The 23968-nt window shown below is 64.2% G+C and carries 29 protein-coding genes; 12 read left to right on the top strand and 17 right to left on the bottom strand.

The annotated features are described in order from the left end of the window. Window positions 1–23 precede the first annotated feature (23 nt). The 3 genes from BM190_RS37220 to BM190_RS37210 are packed head-to-tail and all read left to right on the top strand — an operon-like array spanning window position 24 to window position 1431. On the top strand, window positions 24–602 hold the full coding sequence (locus BM190_RS37220) for a phosphatase PAP2 family protein (protein ID WP_092262575.1): 579 nt from the start codon (window positions 24–26) through the stop codon (window positions 600–602). Further along, a complete protein-coding gene (locus BM190_RS37215) occupies window positions 599–946 on the top strand; it encodes a DUF3147 family protein (protein WP_092262571.1) in 348 nt (115 codons plus the stop codon). Before BM190_RS37220 ends, BM190_RS37215 begins: the two co-directional genes overlap by 4 nt. Further along, window positions 946–1431, top strand: coding sequence for a hypothetical protein (locus tag BM190_RS37210; RefSeq protein WP_092262567.1), 486 nt, complete (start codon window positions 946–948; stop codon window positions 1429–1431). The genes BM190_RS37215 and BM190_RS37210 overlap by 1 nt, the downstream gene beginning before the upstream one ends. Before the next feature lie 148 nt (window positions 1432–1579). Here the strand turns inward: BM190_RS37210 and BM190_RS40850 are convergent, their stop codons facing one another. After that, on the bottom strand, window positions 1580–1738 hold the full coding sequence (locus BM190_RS40850; RefSeq protein ID WP_018321736.1) for a hypothetical protein: 159 nt from the start codon (window positions 1736–1738) through the stop codon (window positions 1580–1582). 173 nt (window positions 1739–1911) lie between these two features. Between BM190_RS40850 and BM190_RS37200 the strand changes: the two genes are divergently transcribed. Continuing rightward, window positions 1912–2160, top strand: coding sequence for a hypothetical protein (locus tag BM190_RS37200; protein WP_092262560.1), 249 nt, complete (start codon window positions 1912–1914; stop codon window positions 2158–2160). A 255-nt stretch (window positions 2161–2415) separates the two neighbouring features. Here the strand turns inward: BM190_RS37200 and BM190_RS37195 are convergent, their stop codons facing one another. The 3 genes from BM190_RS37195 to BM190_RS37190 all read right to left on the bottom strand — a co-directional run bounded on the left by BM190_RS37195 (window position 2416) and on the right by BM190_RS37190 (window position 3150). Next, window positions 2416–2637: a hypothetical protein gene (locus BM190_RS37195; protein WP_028144043.1), complete on the bottom strand. Its 222-nt coding sequence runs from the start codon at window positions 2635–2637 to the stop codon at window positions 2416–2418. 69 nt (window positions 2638–2706) lie between these two features. Then, window positions 2707–2838 carry a hypothetical protein gene (locus tag BM190_RS41670; protein WP_283806143.1) on the bottom strand — a complete coding sequence of 44 codons (132 nt, stop codon included), beginning with the start codon at window positions 2836–2838 and terminating at the stop codon, window positions 2707–2709. Window positions 2839–2955: 117 nt separating this feature from the next. Beyond that, on the bottom strand, window positions 2956–3150 hold the full coding sequence (locus tag BM190_RS37190) for a hypothetical protein (RefSeq protein ID WP_092262557.1): 195 nt from the start codon (window positions 3148–3150) through the stop codon (window positions 2956–2958). A gap of 94 nt (window positions 3151–3244) precedes the next feature. Here BM190_RS37190 and BM190_RS37185 point away from each other — a divergent pair, with 94 nt between their 5' ends. Beyond that, window positions 3245–3757: a DUF4142 domain-containing protein gene (locus BM190_RS37185; protein ID WP_018321740.1), complete on the top strand. Its 513-nt coding sequence runs from the start codon at window positions 3245–3247 to the stop codon at window positions 3755–3757. Between the two features lie 18 nt (window positions 3758–3775). Here the strand turns inward: BM190_RS37185 and BM190_RS37180 are convergent, their stop codons facing one another. Then, on the bottom strand, window positions 3776–4069 hold the full coding sequence (locus BM190_RS37180) for a hypothetical protein (protein ID WP_092262554.1): 294 nt from the start codon (window positions 4067–4069) through the stop codon (window positions 3776–3778). A 276-nt stretch (window positions 4070–4345) separates the two neighbouring features. Here BM190_RS37180 and BM190_RS37175 point away from each other — a divergent pair, with 276 nt between their 5' ends. After that, on the top strand, window positions 4346–10642 hold the full coding sequence (locus BM190_RS37175; RefSeq protein ID WP_018321742.1) for a HAMP domain-containing protein: 6297 nt from the start codon (window positions 4346–4348) through the stop codon (window positions 10640–10642). A 13-nt stretch (window positions 10643–10655) separates the two neighbouring features. Further along, entirely contained in the window at window positions 10656–12140 is a 1485-nt protein-coding gene (locus BM190_RS37170; RefSeq protein WP_092262551.1) for an HWE histidine kinase domain-containing protein, read from the top strand. 97 nt (window positions 12141–12237) lie between these two features. Here BM190_RS37170 and BM190_RS37165 read toward each other — a convergent pair whose 3' ends face one another. Next, a complete protein-coding gene (locus BM190_RS37165; protein WP_026202612.1) occupies window positions 12238–12459 on the bottom strand; it encodes a hypothetical protein in 222 nt (73 codons plus the stop codon). Between the two features lie 142 nt (window positions 12460–12601). Between BM190_RS37165 and BM190_RS37160 the strand changes: the two genes are divergently transcribed. After that, the gene (locus BM190_RS37160; RefSeq protein WP_092262548.1) at window positions 12602–12859 is read left to right on the top strand and encodes a hypothetical protein; all 258 of its coding nucleotides are present in this window, start codon (window positions 12602–12604) and stop codon (window positions 12857–12859) included. A gap of 94 nt (window positions 12860–12953) precedes the next feature. Continuing rightward, complete coding sequence (locus BM190_RS37155; protein ID WP_018321746.1) at window positions 12954–13202, top strand: hypothetical protein; 249 nt, start codon at window positions 12954–12956, stop codon at window positions 13200–13202. 111 nt (window positions 13203–13313) lie between these two features. On the opposite strand, the gene BM190_RS37150 is transcribed toward BM190_RS37155, so the two are convergent. Further along, complete coding sequence (locus BM190_RS37150) at window positions 13314–13520, bottom strand: hypothetical protein (RefSeq protein ID WP_091964874.1); 207 nt, start codon at window positions 13518–13520, stop codon at window positions 13314–13316. Between the two features lie 18 nt (window positions 13521–13538). Beyond that, on the bottom strand, window positions 13539–13760 hold the full coding sequence (locus BM190_RS37145; RefSeq protein ID WP_092262545.1) for a hypothetical protein: 222 nt from the start codon (window positions 13758–13760) through the stop codon (window positions 13539–13541). Window positions 13761–13875: 115 nt separating this feature from the next. Between BM190_RS37145 and BM190_RS37140 the strand changes: the two genes are divergently transcribed. Together BM190_RS37140 and BM190_RS37135 are read left to right on the top strand one after the other, a co-directional pair. Further along, complete coding sequence (locus BM190_RS37140; RefSeq protein ID WP_018321749.1) at window positions 13876–14070, top strand: DUF3072 domain-containing protein; 195 nt, start codon at window positions 13876–13878, stop codon at window positions 14068–14070. Between the two features lie 80 nt (window positions 14071–14150). After that, window positions 14151–14438, top strand: a complete 288-nt coding sequence (locus BM190_RS37135; protein WP_092262543.1) for a DUF6496 domain-containing protein — start codon at window positions 14151–14153, stop codon at window positions 14436–14438. A 12-nt stretch (window positions 14439–14450) separates the two neighbouring features. Here the strand turns inward: BM190_RS37135 and BM190_RS37130 are convergent, their stop codons facing one another. Beyond that, window positions 14451–14813, bottom strand: a complete 363-nt coding sequence (locus BM190_RS37130; protein ID WP_092262621.1) for a hypothetical protein — start codon at window positions 14811–14813, stop codon at window positions 14451–14453. 271 nt (window positions 14814–15084) lie between these two features. After that, on the bottom strand, window positions 15085–16620 hold the full coding sequence (locus BM190_RS37125; protein WP_177237514.1) for a Do family serine endopeptidase: 1536 nt from the start codon (window positions 16618–16620) through the stop codon (window positions 15085–15087). A 208-nt stretch (window positions 16621–16828) separates the two neighbouring features. Between BM190_RS37125 and BM190_RS37120 the strand changes: the two genes are divergently transcribed. Next, a complete protein-coding gene (locus BM190_RS37120; protein ID WP_177237513.1) occupies window positions 16829–17665 on the top strand; it encodes a universal stress protein in 837 nt (278 codons plus the stop codon). Between the two features lie 20 nt (window positions 17666–17685). Here the strand turns inward: BM190_RS37120 and BM190_RS37115 are convergent, their stop codons facing one another. The 7 genes from BM190_RS37115 to BM190_RS37090 form a co-directional block, all read right to left on the bottom strand. Next, window positions 17686–17898, bottom strand: a complete 213-nt coding sequence (locus BM190_RS37115) for a hypothetical protein (RefSeq protein ID WP_063203548.1) — start codon at window positions 17896–17898, stop codon at window positions 17686–17688. A gap of 282 nt (window positions 17899–18180) precedes the next feature. After that, the gene (locus tag BM190_RS41435; RefSeq protein ID WP_244550883.1) at window positions 18181–18840 is read right to left on the bottom strand and encodes a putative bifunctional diguanylate cyclase/phosphodiesterase; all 660 of its coding nucleotides are present in this window, start codon (window positions 18838–18840) and stop codon (window positions 18181–18183) included. After that, window positions 18765–20087, bottom strand: a complete 1323-nt coding sequence (locus BM190_RS41430; protein WP_244550882.1) for a GGDEF domain-containing protein — start codon at window positions 20085–20087, stop codon at window positions 18765–18767. Before BM190_RS41430 ends, BM190_RS41435 begins: the two co-directional genes overlap by 76 nt. A 210-nt stretch (window positions 20088–20297) precedes the next feature. Next, window positions 20298–21035, bottom strand: a complete 738-nt coding sequence (rpe, locus tag BM190_RS37105) for a ribulose-phosphate 3-epimerase (RefSeq protein WP_092262538.1) — start codon at window positions 21033–21035, stop codon at window positions 20298–20300. Next, window positions 21032–21964: a CbbX protein gene (gene cbbX, locus BM190_RS37100; RefSeq protein ID WP_018321759.1), complete on the bottom strand. Its 933-nt coding sequence runs from the start codon at window positions 21962–21964 to the stop codon at window positions 21032–21034. The genes rpe and cbbX overlap by 4 nt, the downstream gene beginning before the upstream one ends. A gap of 99 nt (window positions 21965–22063) precedes the next feature. Then, window positions 22064–22468: a ribulose bisphosphate carboxylase small subunit gene (locus BM190_RS37095; RefSeq protein WP_018321761.1), complete on the bottom strand. Its 405-nt coding sequence runs from the start codon at window positions 22466–22468 to the stop codon at window positions 22064–22066. Between the two features lie 11 nt (window positions 22469–22479). Then, a complete protein-coding gene (locus BM190_RS37090; RefSeq protein ID WP_018321762.1) occupies window positions 22480–23940 on the bottom strand; it encodes a form I ribulose bisphosphate carboxylase large subunit in 1461 nt (486 codons plus the stop codon). Window positions 23941–23968 lie beyond the last annotated feature (28 nt).

Below are 23968 nucleotides of genomic sequence, written 5' to 3'. Positions count from 1 at the left end.
GAGGAAATATCGCCGGCTCACCGATGGCGCTCGTAACAGTCAAACCCACCCGGATCGATACGGCGATCGCGAACGAGATCGCACACAACACCAACTCGGGGCTTGAGCATACCACCCAGATATTGACCTGGGGGGCCGACGAGCATGTGCTCATCGCGCTGGCCGCTGCGGGATGGCTCTACACCCGGCTGCGGCACCCGCAGCAGCGTCCCGTTGCAGATCACGTTCTGATGGTCTCGCTGGCGACGGCCATACTGCCGCACGTTCTGAAGTCCGTGTTCGATCAGACCAGGCCGGACCGGCTGACCGTCACCGGTCATTGGCGCGGCGTCCCCTTCTCGGGGCGATCCCGCGACGCATTTCCCTCCGGTCACGCCGTGCATATGGGCGCGCTCGCCTCGGCGGCCGGCCTGTTGCCGCCTGCCCGGCGTCGGGCGGTCCGCGCCCTTGCCGTGGTGCTATCGTTGACGCGCGTCGTGGTGCTGGCGCATTGGGCCAGCGATGTGGTGGCGGGCTTTACGCTTGGCGTCGCCGTAGAGCGACTGTTCAGGCCGTTCACGCTGGCGAAACGGCGGCCTAAAGCCTCGCGGGTCCGGTCATGACCGAATATCTCCTGCGCTTCATCGCCGGCGGCCTGATCGTCTCTGCCTTCGCGATCCTGGGCGACATGCTTCGACCGAAGAGCTTTGCCGGTCTGCTCGGCGCGGCGCCGTCGGTCGCGCTGGCCACCCTCAGCATCGCCGTCGTCCAGCACGGCCCGCGATATGTCGCCGCCGAAAGCTGGACGATGATCTATGGTGCCATCGCACTCGGCTGCTACAGCCTCGTCGTCTGCCATCTCCTGATGAGGTTTCACTTCTCCGCTCTGCCAGCCACCACCCTCGCTTTTGCCGCATGGCTCGTCGTCGCCTTCGCTCTGCTCGCGGGTTTCGGAGGTGCTGCCTGATGCTGGTCAAACTGTCTACATCGGCGCTCAAACAGACGCGGTGGTACGAGTATGGTATCCGCTTTCTGCTCGGCGGACTGGCGACCGTCCTCGCGGGGGCCGTGACCACAGGTTTCGGCGTCTCCGTCGGCGGCCTCTTCCTCGTGCTCCCCGCCATCTTCTGCGCCAGCGCAACGCTGATCGAAAGCCATGAGCGCCGCGCCAAGGAAAAGGCCGGCCTCAGCGGAGACAGACGCGGGCAGCAGGCCGCGGCGCTCGATGCCGCCGGTGCCGGCCTGGGAAGCATCGGCCTGGCGGCATTTGCTGCAGTCTTTTATGTCGTGGTTTCGACAACCGTGATCGGCGCATTCGTGGCCGCCATCCTGGTATGGGCGGCCGTGTCGGTGTCGGCGTGGTGGCTGCGACGAAAGCTTCGCATCACCTCGCGCACCACGCAGACCGAACGCATGGGGCCATCAGCGAGGGGCCGCGGCCTCTTCCCGTAGCTTCAGAAAACCATACATTTCGGCGGCCGTCTGAAGCTGATCGATGCGCGCCAGAATAACGTCACGCTGGGGGCCGTCCGCCAAGCCCGACAGTTCGTGCTCCAGCCGCAGCTTCTGCGCCCCGAGACGCTGCTCGAATGTATGTGGCTCAGATCGTCTTCGCATCTTCCGTCCTCGGTGGCTGCAGCCCCGGGCTGTTGGCCCAGCGCTCGACTTGTTCGATGACCTTCTGGTGGCTGGGACGCACCGGCTTGGGGGCTTCCGGCTCTTCGGAAAGCTTTCGGGGCAACCTGACTTCGTCCGTCATGGCTTCTCTCCCTTTTCCAAGAGAATGCGCCACCGCCAAAGTCGTTTCAATAATAACCTATTGATTTTGCTATACTTTCTTACTCATTTGGCGTCTTTTTCGACTCTTGTGGAACTCCCGCCAAGTTAGTTTGTTGAGTAACCTACTCAATCTACTCAATTGCGTGATCGACCATGAACGACCTTCGCGCCGAGCGCCTTCAGGTCATGCTCTCGCCGGACGAGTTGGCCGCCGTTGACGATTTCCGGTTCAAACATCGCATGCCGACGCGTGCGGCAGCGGTCCGCGAACTGCTCAGGTTCGGACTGGCCGCCGTCGGCGTCGACGCAGGTGCGGGTGTGAAGTCGAGCAGCTTCGGCGTGTTCGGCCGCGGACTTGACGGACATACTCAGGAAGATCCCGAGAACGGCACAGGGGGCTGACCCGCAAGAACCGTTCATAAGCGAACGACCCCGGCACCGTGGGTGCCAGGGCCGTCCTTGGAGATTGCTTCCGGCGCACCGGGGGCATGACAGCCGGAAGCAACCTATCGACGCCTTGCGCGAGGATTCGTTCCTCGCGCTAATCCGTTGCGTCTAAAGCGCGATGCGATGAGGATGAATCGTCATCGCGCTTTAGGTTGTTGTTTAGGCATGATCCTTTCCGGAAGACCGCTGCGCGCTTCTCCGGATCATGCTTTAGCCGCTCGGCGCGTCGCCGGAATCGTCCGGCGTCATGCCTGAGCCCGGGGTCTTGCTGTTGTCGTTCAGCTTGGGATCGCGCGTCGCCTCCCGCGACGGTGAGCCTTTCGAACCCGTCTTTTGCGGATCCGTCTTGTGCACGGACTGCGCGCGCTGCTTGTCGCGCGGCTGTTCCTCCGCCCGCTTGTCCTTGACGATGCCGTGGTCGGAATGGGCCATGATGTGCTTCGCCTCTCCTGATGTGTCGAAGCGGTTACGCACTGCGGCGTCGAATGTTCCGGCGCGGCGTTAGCTGTGCGCCGCGTGGACCGCAGCCGATGCCTTCTCCAGATGAACCTGGCGCACCGTCGTCACCGTCGCGAACGCAACCGAGACACCAAAGGCGAGAATGAGTGAAAGAAGAGCCAGACGTGGAGCCATCACAAAACCTCCTTCTGGAAGCGAAAACCAACGCGATCGACTATTCCCTGATCATCCTGGATTGGTCACTTGTGTTCCGTGAGCGGCCTCACACGCGGATTCACGAAGAGAGGGCCCTCACGCATCCTGCTTTTGAGGGAAACGGACCACGACGGGAGGAATTTCGCCATCAAGCCAATCCTGCTCGTGAGCGAGCGCCGTCCAGGCGTCCGCCATGCGCGAAAAGCGCTTATGAGCGGGTTGTCCCTCGGCGCGCTCAGCGAGCTGAAGACAGTTGTCGGCATTATCCCTGAAGATGTCAGACTGTTTCATGTTGAAGACGTGGGGACGGAACTCTCGCGTCGCAACCCGCTTTCCGGATCGTAATGTTCAGGGAACTTCGCACGCGATTCGCTGTTTGATATCGATGCGAGTTCCTGTCGCGATCGTCCTGGCATTCATCAGCACCGCCGCGCTTGCCGACAGCACCGGTGAACGAAAGTCTGGCGACCGCCCTCCGAGCGCGACCGACGTCATCAGCGGCCTCTATGATTTCAGCCGCTTCCAGCAGGGCCTCCTTGAGAGCACCGATCTGAAGGGCAACGCCGAGGTCAAGAACCTCGCCGCCTTGCGTGCCGAGGAAGCTGCCAAGCGCGACAAGGCGCTGAAGCAGATCCAGGAGGCGATCGGCGCGGAGCCGCGCGTCGGCAAGACGACGTCCGTCGGCGCCAGCCTGATCGAGCCCGAAACCTCGGACGGACCGACTTACGTCCGAAGCTTCTATGCCTCGCAGATTCCGGAATACGAATCGGCCATCAAGCTGCTCGAAAGCTACCTGAAGGCGCCCGACAATGCGGCGCTCGCAACGTTTGCGCGCGAGCAGCTCCCGATGCTGCGCGCGCAGGTCAAGAACGCCGAGCGCACCATGGCGGACAAGTAGCCTCGTTACTTGGAGTTCTTACTTGGAGTTCGGATGATGTTGCTGGCTCTGCGGCCGCACGGTGCGATCGCTCTCCGGCATCTTGTCCCGACCCGCATCGCCATTGTCATCCTTGCCGCCCGAAGATGAGGTGCCGCTTCCGCTCGGGTTCGACCGGGTCGCCGCCCCCGTGGTCGGTGAATCCGCCTTCGGGCTGGCGGAGCTCGCGGCGGGATCGCCGGTCATCGACCCCCGGCCGCTGGGCGCCCCGCCCTGTGCCAAGGCTGACCCGGCAAACAGCATGACGACGATCGCAGCAAGTCCTGCTTTCATATCCCTTCTCCCTGTTTTGGGGCTAACCGCGAGGCTCGGCGCTCCGTTCCGAAGGGGCCTTCCGGGGACCGACAATGGGGCGGGTCGCCGATGCCGTTTCTTTTTTGGACCCCAATGGAACCAATTCAGCGGATTGCGGTTAATGCCGTCGGGCTGAGCAAGACAGGTTCCATACCTCGCGTCACACGTTGGCGCTTGATTTCGAATTTGGCTGACGCTCTATTTTGACAATTGCGTCTTGCCGTGGATTCGGCCGACACCTGCGGGGGAATCAGTATGAGCGACCTCGATCCCGGATCTGCATCACGGTCCGGTCGTCGCGTCCCAAAGCCAAAACCCAATGGTGTATCGGATCCGGATTCCCGGGCCGAATTGCTGCTCGCCCTGCAGGCCATGCGTAGCGGCGATTTCTCCGTCCGGATGAGCGGCGACTATCTCGGCATCGACGGCAAGATCGCCGACACTTTTAATGAAATCATCGCCGCCAACCAGCGCATGGCGCAGCAGCTCGAGCTGGTCGGCCAGGTGGTCGGCCGCGAGGGCAAGACGCGCCAGCGCGTGAAATTCGGCCTCGCCTCCGGCTCCTGGGCCGACATGGAAGGCTCCGTCAACACGCTGATCGACGATCTGCTGTGGCCGACCCGCGAGGTGACGCGTGCGGTCGCCGCGGTGGCGCAAGGCGACCTGCTTCAGACCGTCAAGCTCGACGTCGATGGCCGTCCGCTCCGGGGCGAATTCCTGCAGTCGGCGACCATCGTCAACACCATGATCAAGCAGCTCGGCGTGTTCACCTCCGAGGTGACGCGCGTGGCGCGCGAGGTCGGCACCGAAGGCAAGCTCGGCGGCCAGGCCCAGGTGCCTGAGGTGACCGGCGTCTGGAAGGACCTTACCGAGAGCGTCAACTCGATGGCGAACAACCTGACCAACCAGGTTCGCAACATCGCCGAGGTGACGATCGCGGTCGCCAACGGCGACCTCTCCAAGAAGATCACGGTCGACGTCCGCGGCGAGATCCTCCAGCTCAAGGAAGCCATCAACACGATGGTGGACCAGCTCCGCTCCTTCGCCTCCGAAGTGACGCGCGTGGCGCGCGAGGTCGGCACCGACGGCAAGCTCGGCGGCCAGGCGATCGTGCCCGGCGTCGCCGGCACCTGGAAGGACCTGACCGACTCCGTCAACGCGATGTGCGGCAACCTGACCGCGCAGGTTCGCAACATCGCCAACGTCACCACCGCCGTGGCGCGCGGCGACCTCTCGCGCAAGATCACGGTGGACGTGCGCGGCGAGATCCTGGAGCTGAAGGACACCATCAACACCATGGTGGACCAGCTCAACTCGTTCGCCTCGGAAGTGACCCGCGTGGCGCGCGAGGTCGGCACCGAAGGCAAGCTCGGCGGCCAGGCGCAGGTGCCTGGCGTCGCCGGCACCTGGAAGGACCTCACCGACAACGTCAACTTCATGGCCTCGAACCTGACCGCGCAGGTCCGCAACATCGCCGACGTCGCCACCGCCATCGCGAGCGGCGACCTCTCGAAGAAGATCACGGTGAACGTCTCGGGCGAAATCCTTCAGCTGAAGGAGACGCTCAACACCATGGTCGACCAGCTCAACGCCTTTGCCGGCGAAGTGACGCGCGTCGCACGCGAGGTCGGCACCGAGGGCCGGCTCGGCGGCCAGGCCAACGTGCTCGGCGTCGCCGGCACCTGGAAGGACCTCACCGAAAGCGTCAATTCGATGGCCTCGAACCTGACCGCGCAGGTCCGCAACATCGCGGAAGTGACGACGGCAGTTGCCGGCGGCGATTTGTCGAAGAAGATCACGGTGGACGTGCGCGGTGAGATCCTGGAGCTGAAGGACACCATCAACACCATGGTGGACCAGCTCAACGCCTTCGCCGGCGAGGTCACGCGCGTCGCGCGCGAGGTCGGCACCGAAGGCAAGCTCGGCGGCCAGGCCGTCGTGCGCGGCGTCGGCGGCACCTGGAAGGACCTCACCGACAGCGTCAACTCGATGGCCTCGAACCTCACCGGCCAGGTCCGCAACATCGCCGAGGTCGCGACCGCGGTCGCCAAGGGCGATCTGTCGAAGAAGATCACGGTGAACGTGTCGGGCGAAATCCTTCAGCTGAAGGAAACGCTCAACACCATGGTCGACCAGCTCAACGCCTTCGCCGGCGAAGTCACGCGCGTCGCCCGCGAGGTCGGCACCGACGGCAAGCTCGGCGGCCAGGCCGGCGTGCCCGGCGTTGCCGGCACCTGGAAGGACTTGACCGACTCCGTGAACTCGATGGCGGGCAACCTCACCGCCCAGGTTCGCAACATCGCCGAGGTCGCGACCGCGATCGCCGGCGGCGACCTGTCGCGCAAGATCACCGTGGACGTGCGCGGCGAGATCCTTCAGCTCAAGGACACGCTGAACACGATGGTCGACCAGCTCAACCGCTTCGCGGGCGAGGTGACGCGCGTGGCGCGCGAGGTCGGCACCGAAGGCCGCCTCGGCGGACAGGCCAACGTGCCCGGCGTCGCCGGCACCTGGAAGGACTTGACGGACTCCGTGAACTCAATGGCCGGCAACCTCACCGCCCAGGTCCGCAACATCGCCGAAGTGACCACCGCCGTGGCGCGCGGCGACCTGTCGCGCAAGATCACCGTCGACGTGAAGGGCGAAATCCTCGAGCTGAAGAACACCATCAACACCATGGTGGACCAGCTCAACGGCTTTGCCGGCGAAGTGACGCGCGTGGCGCGCGAGGTCGGCACCGAAGGCAAGCTCGGCGGTCAGGCCGAAGTGCCCGGCGTTGCCGGCACCTGGAAGGACCTCACCGACAACGTCAACTTCATGGCCTCGAACCTCACGGCCCAGGTCCGCAACATCGCGGAGGTCGCGACCGCCATCGCCGGCGGCGACCTGTCGAAGAAGATCACGGTGGACGTGCGCGGCGAGATCCTGCTGCTCAAGGACACCTTGAACACCATGGTCGAGCAGCTGCGCTCCTTCGCCGCCGAAGTGACGCGCGTGGCGCGCGAGGTCGGCACCGAAGGCCGGCTCGGCGGTCAGGCCGTCGTGCCCGGCGTCGGCGGCACCTGGAAGGATCTGACCGACAACGTCAACCTGCTGGCGGCGAACCTCACCACCCAGGTCCGCAACATCGCCGAAGTGACCACGGCGGTCGCGCGCGGTGACTTGTCCCGCAAGATCACCGTCGACGTGAAGGGCGAAATCCTCGAGCTGAAGAACACCATCAACACCATGGTGGACCAGCTCAACGCCTTCGCCGGCGAAGTCACGCGCGTGGCGCGCGAGGTCGGCACCGAGGGCGAGCTCGGCGGCCAGGCCCAGGTGCCCGGCGTCGCCGGCACCTGGAAGGATCTCACCGACACCGTCAACTTCATGGCGGCGAACCTGACCGAGCAGGTCCGCGGCATCGTCAAGGTTGTGACCGCGGTCGCCAACGGCGACCTCAAGCAGAACCTCACTGTGAAATCCAAGGGCGAAGTCGCCGCTCTCGCCGATACCATCAACAACATGACCGAGACGCTCGCGACCTTCGCCGACCAGGTGACGTCGGTGGCACGCGAGGTCGGCGTCGAAGGCCGGCTCGGCGGCCAGGCCGACGTGCCCCGCGCCGCCGGCACCTGGAAGGACCTCACTGGTAACGTCAACCTGCTCGCGGCCAACCTCACCTCGCAGGTGCGCGCGATCGCGGAAGTCGCGACCGCCGTGACCAAAGGCGATCTGACGCGGTCGATCCAGGTCGACGCCCGCGGCGAGCTCGCCGAGCTGAAAGACAACATCAACACGATGATCACGAACCTCCGTCTCACGACGGACGTGAACACCGAGCAGGACTGGCTGAAGACCAACCTCGCCAAATTCACCAACATGCTGCAAGGCCAGCGCGACCTCACCACGGTGGGCCGGCTGCTGCTCACCGAGCTGTCGCCGCTGGTGAACGCCCATACCGGCGTGATCTACCAGGTCGAGAGCGAGGACAATCCGCAGCTCCTGCTGCTGGCCTCCTATGCCAGTGACGGCATCTACCCGTATCAGCGCGTGCTGCAGTTCGGCGACGGCTTGATCGGCCAGTGCGCGCTCGACAAGCGGCCGCGCGTGGTCGCCGACATTCCGTCCGACGCGGTGCCGATCAACTCGGCGCTGTTCCGGGTCGCGCCGAAGAACCTCGTCGTGCTACCGGTGCTGTTCGAGGGCCAGGTCAAGGCCGTGATCGAGCTCGCCTCGCTCGTCTCCTTCACGACCTCGCAGATGACTTTCCTGGAGCAGCTCACCGACTCCATCGGCATCGTGCTCAATTCGATCGAAGCGACCATGCAGACCGAAGGCCTGCTCAAGCAGTCGCAGCAGCTTGCCGGCGAACTCCAGACCCAGCAGCGCGAATTGCAGCAGACCAACGACCAGCTCGAACAGAAGGCACAGCAGCTCGCCGAGCGCAACGTCGAGGTCGAGCGCAAGAACCAGGAGATCGAGCAGGCTCGCCGCGCCCTCGAGGAAAAGGCGACCGAGCTCGCGCTGACCTCGAAGTACAAGTCCGAATTCCTCGCCAATATGAGCCACGAGCTGCGCACGCCGCTGAACTCGATCCTGATCCTCGGACAGCAGCTCACCGACAATCCGGACGGCAACCTCTCGGCCAAGCAGGTCGAATTCGCCCGCACCATCCACGGCGCCGGCACCGACCTGCTTAATCTCATCAGCGACATTCTGGATCTGTCCAAGATCGAATCCGGCACGGTGACGGTCGACGCCGAGGAAATCCTGACCGCGAACCTGCTGGAGACCGTCGGACGGCCGTTCCGGCATGAGGCGGACAACCGCAATCTGTCATTCAAGATCGACGTCGATCCGGCCCTCCCACGCAGCATCGTCACCGACTCCAAGCGCCTGCAACAGGTGCTGAAGAACCTGCTCTCCAACGCCTTCAAGTTCACCGCCGAAGGCGAGGTGCGCCTCAATGTCGCCGCCGCGGTCGGCGGCTGGGGAACGGATCATCCGGTACTGAACTCCGCGCCGGCGGTGATCGCGTTCGAAGTGTCCGACACCGGCATCGGCATTCCCCTGGAGAAGCAGAAGCTGATCTTCGAGGCGTTCCAGCAGGCCGACGCCGGCACCAGCCGGAAATATGGCGGCACTGGCCTTGGGCTTGCGATCAGTCGCGAACTGGCAAGCCTGCTCGGCGGCGAGATTCATCTGCGCAGCTCGCCAGGCAAGGGCTCGTCGTTCACGCTGTATCTGCCGCTCAAATATTCCGGCCCGACGCTCGCGCCGCGCGCCGCACCCGCGCCGCAGCAATACAACCAGCCGCCGGCGCTGCAGCCGGCCGCGCCGGAGCAGCAGCGCGTCATCGAGCAGCTTCCCGACGACCGGCTCAACCTCGAGCCTGGCGACAGCATCCTCCTGATCGTCGAGGACGACCCGCATTATGCACGTGTGCTGGTCGACCTCGCGCGCGACAAGGGATTCAAGGTTCTGGTCGCCGGCCGCGGCGCCGAGGCGCTGGAGCTTGCCAAGCAGTACCAGCCGAGAGCAGTCTCGCTCGACGTGTTCCTGCCTGACATGCTCGGCTGGACCGTGCTGAGCCAGCTCAAGCACAATCCTCTGACGCGCCACATCCCCGTGCAGATCATCACGCTCGACGAGGACCGCCAGCATGCGCTGGCCCGTGGCGCGTTCTCCTTCGTCAACAAGCCGACGACGACCGAGGGCGTCTCGGCCGCGCTGACGCAGATCAAGGAATATGCGCGTCCCAGGCGCAAGCGGCTCCTGATCGTCGAGGACAACGAGGCCGAGCAGCTTTCGATCCGCGAGCTGCTGCACCACGACGACATCGAGATCGTGACGACCGACACCGGCGCCGGCGCGCTCTCGACGCTGCGCGAGGCGCCCTGCGACTGCGTGGTGCTCGACCTCCGGCTGCCCGACATGAGCGGCTTCGAGGTGCTGGACCAGATCCGCAACGACGAGGCGCTGTCGAACGTTCCGGTGGTGGTCTTCACCGGCCGCGAGCTTTCGGCGGAGGAGGATGCGGAACTCCACACCATGGCGCGCAGCATCGTGGTCAAGGGCGTCGAATCGCCCGAGCGTCTGCTCGACGAGACCGCGCTGTTCCTGCACCGCGTGATCACGGAGCTTCCGGTCGAGAAGCAGCGCATGCTGGAGAAGCTGAACAGTTCCGACGAGGATTTGATCGGCAAGACCGCGCTTCTCGTCGACGACGACGCCCGCAACATCTTCGCGCTGTCGAGCGTGCTGGAACGGCGCGGCATGAAGGTGCTGACTGCCACGACCGGCAGTGAAGCCGTCACCCTGGTCGAATCCAATCCGGAGATCGCCATCGTTCTGATGGACATCATGATGCCGCAGATGGATGGCTACCAGACCATCGGCGTCATTCGCGAAAACCCGGCCTTCGCCCGCCTTCCGATCATCGCGCTGACCGCCAAGGCGATGAAGGGTGACCGGGAAAAATGCCTCGAAGCCGGCGCGTCCGATTACCTCGCCAAACCCGTCAACACCGATCAATTGCTGCTTGCGATCCGCATGTGGCTGCACCGCTGAGTTGGGCCCGCGAATGGACCACGAAAAGGTCAACATCCTGCTTGTCGACGACCAGCCGGCCAAGCTGCTCGCCTATGAGGTGATCCTGAAGGAACTCGGCGAGAACCTCGTGATCGCTTCGTCCGGACGCGAGGCGCTGGAGGTGCTGCTCAAGACCGAGATCGCGGTGATCCTGGTCGACGTCTGCATGCCCGAGCTCGACGGCTTCGAGCTCGCCGCGATGATCCGCGAGCATCCGCGCTTCCAGAAGACCGCGATGATCTTCATCTCCGCCATCCAGGTCAGCGACATCGACCGGTTGCGCGGCTACGAGATGGGCGCGGTCGACTACGTGCCGGTCCCGGTCGTGCCGGAGGTGCTGCGCGCCAAGATCAAGGTGTTTGCCGAGCTGTACCGCAAGACCCGCGAGCTGGAACGGCTGAACCAGGAGCTCGAGGACCGCGTCCGCGCGCGCACCGCGGAACTGGAGAACTCCACCGCGAAGCTGCGCGAAAGCGAGCAGCGGCGCAGCATGGCGATCGCCGCCGGCAAGATGGGCTCCTGGGATTGGGACTGGATCAGCGGCGACTGGATGTGGGACGAGGGGCAATATCGCATCTTTGGCGTCGGCCCGGAGAGCTTCGAGGTCAATCCGGCCAACGTTCAGGCGCTGTTGCATCCCGACGACGTCGATCAGTTGCGCAAGGCGATCGCCGAGTTCAAGGGCACGCGGGCCTATGAGACCGAGTTTCGCATTGTGCGGCCCGACGGTGAGGTGCGCTGGTGCGTCGGCACGGCGGCCGCGACGGTCGACGACAGCGGTCGTGTCGTGCGCGTGAGCGGTGTCACCGTGGACATCACCGAACGCAAGCGAGCCGAGGAACGGCAGAATCTGCTGGCGCGGGAAGTCGATCATCGCGCCAAGAATGCGCTGGCGCTGGCGCAGTCCATCGTGCGTCTCACCCGTGCCGACGAGGTCAAGGCCTATGTCAACGCCGTCGAGGGACGCATCAACGCGCTGGCGCGCGTGCACACCATCCTGTCGCTGTCGAGCTGGCAGGGCGCGGAGCTCTCCAAGCTGATCGACGAGGAGCTTGCGCCCTATTCGCTCGGCGGCCAGATCGTATTGGCGGGTCCGGAGGTCCAGTTGGTGCCGGCGACGGCCCAGACGCTGGCGCTCGCGTTGCACGAGCTCTTCACCAACTCGGCCAAGTATGGCGCACTCTCGACCAGGTCGGGACGGCTCATGATCGGCTGGCAAGTCGAGGACCAGCTGCTGACGCTGAGGTGGGAAGAGTCCGGCGGTCCGCTCGTCATGACCCCGAAATCTCGCGGCTTCGGCACGCGGAGCCTGCTTGCGAGCGTCGAGTCCCAGCTCGGTGGACAGGCGCAATTCGATTGGCGAGCCGAAGGACTGTTGTGCCGCCTCGAGGTGCCGCTGACACGCAAGACGGCGACGACCGCACCCGGAAAATTCGACGCCCCCGGCTCCGCCGAATTGCAACGCGCCTCGGGCTGAAGCGCGATGCGATCAGGATGAATCGTCATCGCGCTTTAGGTCGTTATTCGAGCATGATCTTTTCGGAAAACCGCTGCGCACTTTTCCGGATCATGCTTTAGCCCGACGCCGCCATCCTGGTTTGCCGCGCCGGCCGCGCTTCCTCGGCAAGGCGGCCTTCGAGCCAGGCTTCCGTCTGAGCGAGATCGCGTAGCGCCCTCGCGTAGCGGCGGGCCGCACTTCGCTCCGCGCCGCGCGGCAGTTTGCGGGCCTTGCGCAGCATGTCCGCAGCCGCGTTGCGATAGGCCAGCGAGCGGTAAAGAAAGACTACCTTACCCATATCGAATGTTCCCGTTTTGCCGACGCTTATCCTCGCAGGCCCGGCATGAACGTCGGATGAAGCCGGTGATGACAATTCCTTCATGCGTTTGGAACCGGTGAATATCGTCCGCGTTTGCATGTCAGTTCGGGATGCAGTTCCCATGCGCGCAAAAAAGTCGTCGGACCTGATCTCTCCCACCGGCCTCATCAAGCTGATGACGCATGCGATGATGGGCGCAGCCCTCGGCCTCGCCTTCAGTCTCGCGCTGATCCTGTCCAATCCCGCCGTCGCCAGGCTGCTCGATCACGGCGGAAGCCAGGCCGTAATCGTCTTCGCCCTCACATTGGTGACGACGTTCGCGATCGGCGCGACACTCACCGGCGTCGTGTTCATCCTCGCTGAGGACAAGCAATCTTGAAGCGCGCGTGCGAGCGACAGATGCGTTTGTCGGGAACTCCTTCGGCAAATGGCGGTTGGCTGCCTGCGTCAATTTAACTCAGGGAGTTCCCCGCATGACAACGGCCAAGCTCGTTCTCACCGCAATGTTGGCCACCGGCCTCGCCGCCGCGCCGCTCGCCGCACAGGCCAAGTCGCACAAGGCGAAACACGGATCATCGATGTCGTCCTCGCAGACCACGGGCGCCAACACCAAGGCCTCGAAGGGCGCGGATCCTTCCGGCCAAGGCGGCTCCGGTCCCGGCTCGGACCAGGGCGGCACCATGACGAACCAGAGCAGCAAGGGCATGAGCAATACCAAGTGAGCTCAGGCCGACACGACATCAAAAGCCCCGCCGCGACGCGGGGCTTTTTCTATTTTCTTGATGCCGATCAGCAATCGAGCCGCCACACCGTCGAGCGCCCGCGTCAGCACATTACGGGCGACGCGTTTCAGAGTTGAGCGCGCGGCTCGCAGCATTCGTCTTCACGAGTTGTTCGAGCTGCGCCCGCTTGCGTCCGATCAGAAGTTGGGCCGCAGCATCGTCGAGACCCGCACGCTGCAATTGCCGGATGGCAGAGCCCAATTCGAGAATCTCGGCGCGCAACCTCAAGATCCGGTAAGTGTCCGGGTCTTCCTCCATGGCGCCCCCCCAAAAGGTTCAGCGCCGCGTGCTCGCGCGCTCGGGACTAACGACTGTCTTCACGAGACGAAGGCGCACCCGGTCGCGAACGTCAGGCAGGACATCGCCGCCGCCGGCAGCCTTCCATTCGCCGATCAGCAAATTGACCTTCCGGCGCAAATCCATCTGCGCCAAGGCCTGCTGGACGCAATCGCGGTCGCCGTTGATGAGATCGCGCACGGAGGCCTCGACGCCGGCCATCTCAACCCTCAAGGCGCTGATTTGACGTCGAATTTCATTAATTCTGTTGTCCATGGCTTGTTAGAACAAAATAAGAACATATAGTCAAGTCACGATTTCAGAGCGGAGAAGCGACATGCAGGTTCAAGGCAAATACGACGCCAGGGTTTTCCTTGCCGAGCAGATGACGCGGACGCAGGGGCTCAGGCTGAAACGGCTGAGTGAAGAAGCGTATCAGCCCGCGCAATATGCGCGCGATCTGTCCTTCAGCGAGGCCGCACGTCGCATCCAGGTGCTGGAAGCCGAGATCGAGCTGGCGAATTCCTTCTAGGCTGCGCCTGGAACGCTGTCCGCGTCCTTCGGGAACCATGCCCGTGTCGAATGGTTCTCCCCGGCCAAGGGAGAACATGCATGGCACGCAAGGCAAAGAAGCGCCGCTACTCGCGCAGCTCCGGCAGCGATGTCGAGAGCGAGATGCGCCGCTACAAGAAGGGCACGGCAAAGAGCGGTCGCAAAGGCCGTGGCGGACGCGTGAAGAGTCGCAAGCAGGCGATCGCGATCGGACTGTCGAAGGCACGCAAGAAGGGCAAGAAGGTCCCGAAGAAGGCTGCCAAGAAGACCTCCAGGAAAACGTCCAAGAAGAGGACGACGAAGAAGACAAGCAGGAAATCGTCGAAGCGCAAATCCAGCAAGCGCTGACGCTGACCCGCGTCAGATCATGCTGCCCGGCATGAAGCAGCGGATCGAAACCCCGAACGCGGTCTTCACCGGCCACACCATGGTGCGGCCGGCCCGGTTCGGCTCGGTGATGACGGCTTCGTCCGGCACCTCGATCCACTCACCGTCGAGACGCACGCGATAATGCCCGTTATGCGACTCCCAGTCGGGATCGGCGACGGCAAAGCCATCCGCATCCGAGCAGCACGGACCAAGGTGGCTGCGCAAACTGTCGAACCATGGCTTCAGGGGTGAATCCGCGTAGCGGCCGTCGTCCCGCCCGAGAGCGTCTCCGCCCCACAGCACGAATGGCGCCACGAGCAGCGCCCTCCTCAGCGAGAGCTTCAATCGATCCATGTCGGCACCGATCAAATGCGAACCAGCGGCCAGTTCCAGAAGCCGGCGGCAAGTTCGAAGTTCCACGCTTGCGTCCCGGTGGCATCGTTGCCGCCGGCGACCTGCACAGTTCGGAACTTTGATGAGCGAACACGGCTTTTTCGGACGAACCGCGTCATCGTCGCTGCCGTTAACGAGAATGTTATCGATCACATCCCGGCGAGCCTGAAGGCGAACGGAAAAGGCGGCCACGAGGGCCGCCTTTCTTGATCTATGCCGATCGAGGTTCGCCTCAGGCGAGTGGGACCGCGACGAAGCGGGTCGCCTGCGCGCCTTTGACCTGCAACAGCACGCTGCGCTTGCCGGACGATTTGGCCTGCGCCAGCTCGGAGCGGACGTCGCCGACATTGGCGACGGCCTTGCCGCCGACATTGAGGATGACGTCGCCGGTCTGGATGCCGCGCTGCGCCGCCGGCCCTTGCGGATCGACTTCGGTGACGACAACGCCCTTCTGGCCAGCGCCCTGGACGTCACCGGCCGGAGCCAAAGCAAGACCGAGGCGCGGCGTGCCGGGGCCCGGCTGGTCCTTGCCAACATCGGCCTTGGCCTGCCTTTCGTTCGGCAGTTCGCCGAGCGCGAGCGTCACCGTCTTGCTGTCGCCTTTGTGGAAGACGTCGAGCTTCACTGAGCTGCCAGGCGCAAGGGTCGCGATCGTGCGGGCGAGGTCGCGGGAATCCTTGATCGCGGTGCCGTTGACGGCGGTGATGACGTCACCCGCCTCGATGCCGGCCTTCGCCGCCGGGCTGCCATCCTGGGGATCGTCGACGATCGCACCGCGCGCCTCCTTCAGGCCGAGGCTGTCGGCAATCTCGGCGGTAACCGGCTGCACTTGCACGCCGAGCCAGCCACGGGTCACCGCGCCCTTGTCCTTCAGCTGCGCGACGACGAGCTTTGCGGTCGAGGCCGGAATGTCGAAGCCGATGCCGACCGAACCGCCGGAGGGCGAGAAGATCGCAGTGTTCACGCCGATCACGTTGCCGTTCATGTCGAAGGCCGGGCCGCCGGAATTGCCCTTGTTGATGGGCGCATCGATCTGGATGAAGTCGTCATAGGGGCCGTTGCCGATGTCACGGCCGCTGGCCGAGACGATGCCGGCAGTCACGGTGCCGCCGAGGCCGAAGGGATTGCCGACCGCGACCACCCAGTCGCCGATGCGCGGCTTCTGGTCGGAGAATTTGACGAACGGAAAATCCTTCTTGCCGTCGACCTTGATCAGCGCGAGATCGGTCTTCGGATCGGTGCCGACGACCTTGGCGGTGTAGCTCGTGCCGTCATCCATGGTCACCTGCACCGACTCGGCATGGTCGACGACGTGGTTGTTGGTCACGGCATAGCCGTCGGCGGAGATGAAGAAGCCGGAGCCTTCGCCCGTAATCATCTGATGGCGCTGGCGCGGCATGCCGTTCATGCCGCCCGGGCCGCGGAAGCCGAACTGCCGCGAGAATTGGTCGAACGGGGTGTCCTCGTCCTGATCCATCCGGTTCTGCTGCAGCATCGCGCTCTTGTCGTTGTCCTGGTCGATCTTGACCCGTACCGAGATGACGGCGGGTTTGACCTTGCTGACGAGGTCACCAAAGCCAGGCGGCGTCGCGGCGGATTCGGCGGCCTGGGCCGGGGCAATGAAGGAGCTCGGACCGAACGGCGACGAGCCGGGAGCAGCCGCCAGCACGGCCACGCCGAGCGCGGCCACGGTGCCAAGCAGCGCAAGCCGGCGCGGCCTCAAGATCCTGCGGGACGTCGTGGTGTCGGAATTGACGCGATCGTTCATGTCGAAATGTCCATGTTGGATAAGGTGTCGCCTTGCCTCCAACATGGCCATCGTCACCTTACGACGTCCCGTCCATCCGATTAAATCTTGGCAAACAATGCGCGCGCCCCAGCGGAAGTCCTCCCCTGCGCATTTGATGCAGCTCAACGCGGGCCCTTCCGGCGGTGAAAAACTGCGGCCACCGGCTGATGTTCATCGGAGGCGCGCCATGTACAAAGACATTCTCGTTCACATCCCCACCGAACGTCCCATGCGTTCCGCGATCGACGGCTCGATTTCGCTCGCGGCGCAGTTCAACGCCCATCTCGACGCAGTTGCGATCGGCTATGTCGCAACCAGTGCCGCTTACGTAATGGAGGGCGGCGCCGCGGTGGCGGCCGTGTTCGAACTGGAGCGCGAGCGCGCAGTCGAGCGGGCCGAGGCCGCGCTCGCGGTGTTTGGCATCGAAGCGGCGAACGCCGGCATCTCCTACGGCTGCCGCGCGCTCGGCGCGATCCCGGTGGATGCAGCCGGCTCGCTCGGCGAGATGGCGCGACTGCACGACCTCAGCGTCGTGCTCCAGCCAGATCCGGCGCAAAGCTCGTTCGACAACGACGTGCCGGGCGAGATCCTGTTTCAGGCGGGCAGCCCGGTGCTGTTCCTGCCCTACACCTTCCATGGACCTTTCAAGGCGAACCGGATCGGCATCTGCTGGGACGGCAGCCGCCTCGCGGCTCGCGCCGTGCACGACGCGGCGCCGTTCCTGGCGCGCGCCGATGCGATCGTGGTCATCACCATCAACGAGGCCGCCGCGGTCTCCGACGAAGCTTCAGCGAACGGTCTGGCAAGACACCTCGGCCGGCGCGGACTGTCGACCCGCACGGTCGGCCTGTCAGCGACGCGCGCCGACATCCAGCCGACCATCCTGTCACTGGCGGCCGATGAGGGGCTCGATCTCCTGGTGATGGGCGGCTACGGCCATTCGCGGTTGCAGGAGCGCGTTCTCGGCGGCGTCACCCGCGCCATGCTGCAGGCCATGACGGTCCCGACGCTGATGTCGCATTGAGCCGGGCCGGCCCGGCGCCGTCACGCCGCGACCGGGGTCTCCCACGTCGCGGGCGCAGCGGCGCCCTCGTCGTGCTGCACATTACACGCGTCGAAATGCGCCTTGAGCTCGACCTCGGCGAGATATTCGAAATGTTCGGCCTGGCCGAGGAGTTCCCAGTTCTGTAGCGGCCGGTAGGCCGCCTGCTGACGACAGAGGGACGCCAGCGCCCGGTAGCGACGTACGTTCTCCATGAGACCCTCCCTCGCACTCACAAGGCTTATTGCCCCGATTTGCGTCAGGCCGATGGCGATTGTGCAAAAGATTTGCTGCGCCCGTCGCGCGCCTGACCTCGGCTCGTTCTTGGGAAGCGCGTATCCGGGCCAAGGTTCCAAATGTCGACGACTGACACTCGGTAACCCGCCACCGGAGCCAGGGACTAAAGCACGATCCGGAAAAGTGCGCAGCGGTTTTCCGGATCATGCTTAAATAACAACCTAAAGCGCGATGACGATTCATTCTAATCGCATCGCGCTCTAGGCGTAGAGCCGGCTCTCCACGGTCATGCCGACCAGGTCGAGATAGCGCTCGATCAGGGCGGGTCGGCCGACCAGATAGCCCTGCATCTCCTCGCAGGCCTCCCCCGCCAGGAAGGCACGCTGCGCTTCCGTCTCCACCCCCTCGGCAATGACCGGGATATGCAGCGCGTGCGCGAGGCTCAGGACCGCGCGGACGATCTCGGCCGATTGCGGCGTCGCCTCGAGATTGGAGATGAAGCTGCGATCGATCTTGATCTTGTCGAACGGGAACGACTGGAGATAGGACAGCGAGGAATAGCCGGTGCCGAAATCGTCCATCGCGATGCGGATGCCGAGCGCCTTCAGCCGCCGCAGCAGAGTGAGCGCGCGGGTGAAATCGCCGATCAGCACGCCCTCGGTGATCTCGACCTCGAGCCGCGTCGGCGCCAGCCCCGTCTCCAGCAGGATCTGATGGATCGAACGTTCGAGATCGCCGGCCTGGAACTGGATCGGCGACAGATTGACGGCGACCTGCAGCGGCCGCGGCCAGGATGCCGCCTCGCGGCAGGCTTCGCGCAAGACCCATTCGCCGATCCGGACGATCAGCCCGTTCTCCTCGGCGAGTGGAATGAACTGGTCCGGCGGAACGAAGCCTCGGGTCGGATGGTCCCAGCGCAGCAGAGCCTCGAGCCGATGACCTCGCCATCCACCCGCGCCTGCGGCTGGAAGTAGACCAGGAACTGGTTCTGCTCCAGCGCCTGTCGCAGATCGTGCTGCAACAGCCTGCGGTCGCGCAGCTCCTGGTCCATCTCGGATTCGAAGAAGCGCACCCGGCCCCTGCCCTTGCGCTTGGCACGATAGAGCGCCGAGTCGGCGTTGGCGAGCAGCGTGGCGGCATTCACGCCGTCGTCCGGACAGAACGCGATGCCGACGCTGAGGCCGACATGGGAGAGATAGTCGTCGACCTCCAGCTCCTGGCCGATGCTCTCGACCAGTCGTTCGGCGAGCGCCAGAACGTCATCGCGGCTGATGTCGTCGGGCATCAGGATCATGAACTCATCGCCGCCGATACGGGCGACGAAGGCGCTGTCGGCTTCCTCGGCAAGGCGGTCCGCCGCCGCCCGCATCAGCAGATCGCCGACGGGGTGGCCGAACACGTCGTTGACTTCCTTGAAGCGGTCGAGATCGAGGCTGAGCACGGCAAAACTGGTCGCCGCCTCCTGCGCCCGCTCCAGCCGTTCGCCGAGCACGGCGTTGAAGGCGCTGCGGTTCGGCAGGTCGGTCAACGCATCATGATGCGCAAGGTGGCTGATGCGTTCGCGGGTGGTGACGCGCTCGGTGACGTCCTCGATCACACCGACCAGATATTGCGGATCGCCGGCGCCATCCGCGATCAGCATCTTGCGTGAATTGACCACGCGGTCGTGGCCCTTGACGCCGATGTCGAGCAGATGCTCCTCGAGGAACATCGGCATGCCGCTGGCAACGACTCGACGATCCTGTTCAATGACCACGCGCGCGACGTCGGCCGGGAATATCTCTTCAGGTGTTCGGCCGAGCATCTGTTCGCGCGGCATGCCGTAATAGTCTTCCCCGGCGCGGTTGAGCAGGATATAGCGCGAACTCTTCGCGCATTTCGCGAAGACGGCGATCGGAATGTTCTCGACGATGGTGTCGAGGAATTCCTGGGTTCGCAGCAGATCAAGCTCGACCTCATCGTGCGTGTGAGCGCGTGCGTCGGTCATCCGCTGGCGGTCGCGATCGCTCGCGTCATAGGCCGCGCTGACGAGCTCGCCCAGCTTGAGGACGTCGACATGTCCGGCCGCATCGGTCGCGCAGCGAAGCTGCTCGGCGAACAAGCGATGCATGCTCACGCCATCGCCCCGCGTGCAGGCCTCATGCCTGGCAATAGCCTTGATCCGCATCCCCGCGCTCTCTTGGCATTCCTGCACGCAGGTTGCGATGCACAGCCTTGCGCGGGCGTTAATCGAATTTTCGCCTCGAATGCGTTGGTTACCCCGACCTGAAAGACGCGATCGCTTTTTGCCGCAACCTCCGTGGAACCCCGGAGATAAGTGCCACGCCGTGGGACAACCGGCACGGGCGGATCTTCCACGGCTTGCGCCTTCCGTAGTCTACCGGCTACGGCCTGCCTCGCTGACGCGCAGCGGCTGCGTAGAAATATCTTGCAGCTTAGTAATCCGGCCCGTCTCGGCGGCCATGCGAATGGCCTCGATATTTGCGGCATAGTCGGCAGCACTCTTGCCGCGGAACACGGCGGAACCTGCCACCAGCGTATCGGCGCCCGCTGCCGCCACTGCAGCGGCATTGTCGCGCGTGACACCGCCATCGACCTCCAGCCGGATCGGCCGGTCGCCGATCATGGCTTTGATCCGTTCGATCTTCTCGAGCTGGGATTCGAGGAAGGACTGGCCGCCGAATCCCGGATTGACCGTCATCACCAGCACGAGATCGATGCGGTCGAGCACATATTCGATCGCGCTCTCGGGAGTCGCTGGACAGAGGCTGACGCCGGCTTTCTTGCCGAGGGCACGGATGGCCTGCAGCGAGCGGTCGAGATGGGCGCCGGCTTCGGCGTGAATCGTGATGACGTCAGCCCCGGCCTTTGCGAACGCCTCGAGATAGGGATCGACAGGCGCGATCATGAGATGCACGTCGAATATCTTCTTCGTCGTCGGGCGGATCGCCTTGATGACATCGGCACCGAAGCTGATGTTGGGCACGAAGTGTCCATCCATGACGTCGCAATGGATCCAATCGGCGCCGGCCGTGTCGATTGCGGCGATCTCCTCGCCGAGGCGCGCGAAATCCGCGGCCAGGATCGAGGGAGCGATCATGATCTCTCTGGTCATGGCTTTGCACTCCGCGCATCGGCGCCGCCGCTGAAGACACGGCTCGCCAGGACGTCCATGGGATCGATGGTTTCGAGATCGTCGACATCGAGCATACGGTCGAGGTCGGACACCAGGCGATCGGCCTGCCGCAAGCGGATGCGGTCGACGGCGTTGCGGATCGAACGCGCATTGGAGAAGAACGGCTGAGTCCGACGCAATGCGATGTATTTCTCGAACGCCTCGCGGGCCGTGGCCGAAAAGCGATAGCCCCGCTCCTTCAGCATCAGCTCGGCAATGACGAGCAACTCGGCCTCCGCATAATCAGGGAATTCGATGTGGTGGGCGATGCGCGAGCGGAAGCCGGGATTGGAGGCGAAGAAGCTCGTCATGCGCTCGCCATAGCCGGCGAGGATCACGACGAGGTCTTCGCGCTGGTTCTCCATCACCTGGAGCAGGATCTCGATGGCCTCCTGACCGTAGTCGCGCTCGTTGTCGGGGCGATGCAGATAATAGGCTTCGTCGATGAACAGCACGCCGCCCATCGCCTTCTTCAGGATCTCCTTGGTCTTCGGCGCAGTGTGGCCGATATATTGGCCGACGAGATCGTCGCGCGTCACCGAGATCACCTGCCCGCGCCGCACGAAGCCGAGCCCGTGCAGGATCTTGGCCATGCGCAGCGCGACGGTCGTCTTGCCGGTGCCGGGATTGCCGGTGAACGACATGTGCAGCGTCGGCGGAGCCGATGCCAGGCCCGCGCGCTGCCTGATGCGCTCGATCAGCAGCAGCGAGGCGATCTGGCGCACGCGGTTCTTCACCGGCTTCAATCCGATCAGCTCCTGCTCGAGCTGCTGCAGCGTGTCGGTGATCCCGGCTGCCTCGGCTTCCTTGCGGAGATCGAATTGGGTCTCGTTGGGCTCAGTCGTGGTTGCGTGGGGAACATCGAGCATGGCTACCCTCGAAGAAAAGAGCTTCGCCGCGGGGGAGCGGCGAAGCAGTTGGTCCGCCAAGGATGCGGAGCAGGGAGTGCTCCGCGCGGAAGCGGATCGTTAAGTCGACGCGTGGGCTGGTTTCCGCACAGTGGTGTAACGGATCGCGCGGCCGCCCACCTCTTGCCGCACCAGCTCGAACTCCGCCTCATGCGGAGGCCGATTGACGAGGAAGGAGATCCGCACCGATTCCCAGCCGTGACTGGAATCGAAGCCGCTGATGCGGATGTACTTGTTGCCATACACCCTGCGGCACTCCGCGAGCTCCATCATCACGCCGGCGGCGTCCTGGAGGTCGAACATCGGCAGGCCCCACATTTCCCAATAGGTGTTGCGGGGATGAGGATCGTCGGTGAATTCGATATTCACCGCCCAGCCGTTGCCAAGGCAATATTGCACCTGCTTATAGATCTGGTCGTCGGTCAGATCGGGCAGGAACGAAAAGCAACCCTGAGTGAGTTTCATGCTGCGTCTCCCTAGACGGTTTCGAGCGCGGTCGGCACGAAGTCCGGCGTGTCGGTGGATTGATAATTGAACGTCACGTCCTTCCAGACCTCGAGCGCGGCCTTCAGCGGTGTGCAGGTCTCGGCCGCCCTGGCCAGGATCTCGGGACCCTCGTGGACGTAGTCGCGCCCCTCGTTACGGGCGAGGATCATCGCTTCCAGCGCCACGCGGTTGGCGATCGCGCCGGCCGCAATGCCCATGGGATGGCCGATGGTGCCACCGCCGAACTGCAACACGACGTCTTCGCCCAGGAGATCGAGCAGCTGGTGCATCTGGCCGGCATGGATGCCGCCGGAGGCGACCGGCATCATCTTGTTCAGGCTCGCCCAGTTCTGGTCGAAGAACAGGCCGTGCTCGAGCTTGGTCGGATTGAAGTCCTCGCGGCAGACATCGTAATAGCCGCGCGTGGTGTTGGGGTCGCCTTCCAGCTTGCCGACCACCGTGCCGGCATGGATGTGATCGACACCCGCGAGCCGCATCCATTTGGCGATGACGCGGAACGACACGCCATGGCTCTTCTGCCGCGTGTAGGTCGAGTGACCGGCGCGATGCAGATGCAGGATCATGTCGTTGCGCCGCGCCCATTTGGCCATCGACTGAATCGCGGTGTAGCCGATCACGAGGTCGATCATCACGATGCACGATCCGAGCTCCTTGGCGAACTCGGCACGCTCATACATGTCCTCCATCGTGCCCGCGGTGACGTTCAGGTAAGTGCCTTTGACCTCGCCCGAAGCCGCCTGCGCGCGGTTCACCGCCTCCATGCAGTAGAGGAAGCGGTCGCGCCAGTGCATGAAGGGCTGCGAGTTGATATTCTCGTCGTCCTTGGTGAAGTCGAGTCCGCCCTTCAGCGCCTCGTACACCACGCGGCCATAGTTGCGGCCCGAAAGCCCGAGCTTCGGCTTCACCGTCGCGCCCAGCAGCGGCCGGCCGAACTTGTCGAGCCGTTCGCGCTCGACCACGATGCCGGTCGCCGGCCCCTGGAAGGTCTTCACATAGGCGACAGGGAAACGCATGTCTTCCAGCCGCAGCGCCTTGAGCGGCTTGAAGCCGAACACGTTGCCGATGATCGAGGCCGAGAGGTTCGCGATCGAGCCCGGCTCGAACAGGTCGAGGTCATAGGCGATGTAGGCGAAATACGAGCCCGGCGTGCCCGGCACGGGATCGACGCGGTAGCATTTCGCGCGATATTTCTCTGCCGCGGTCAGGCGATCGGTCCACACCACGGTCCAGGTCGCGGTCGAGGATTCACCGGCGACTGCGGCCGACGCTTCGATCGGATCGACGCCCTCCTGCGGCGTCACGCGGAACAGCGCGATGACGTCGGTGTCCTTCGGCGTGTAGTCGGGCTCCCAATAACCCATGCGCTTGTATTCCATCACGCCGGAGCGATAGCGCTCTTTGCCGCGAACCGTGCCTGCATGTGCGTTCATGTCTCTCTCCTGTTGTTTTCTCTGTTGT

The organism is Bradyrhizobium sp. Rc3b (genome assembly GCF_900114915.1).
In the GTDB taxonomy this organism is placed as follows: Bacteria; Pseudomonadota; Alphaproteobacteria; order Rhizobiales; family Xanthobacteraceae; genus Bradyrhizobium.
Note: the sequence above shows the minus strand (reverse complement) of the source record. Positions and strands in the feature narration are given on the sequence as shown.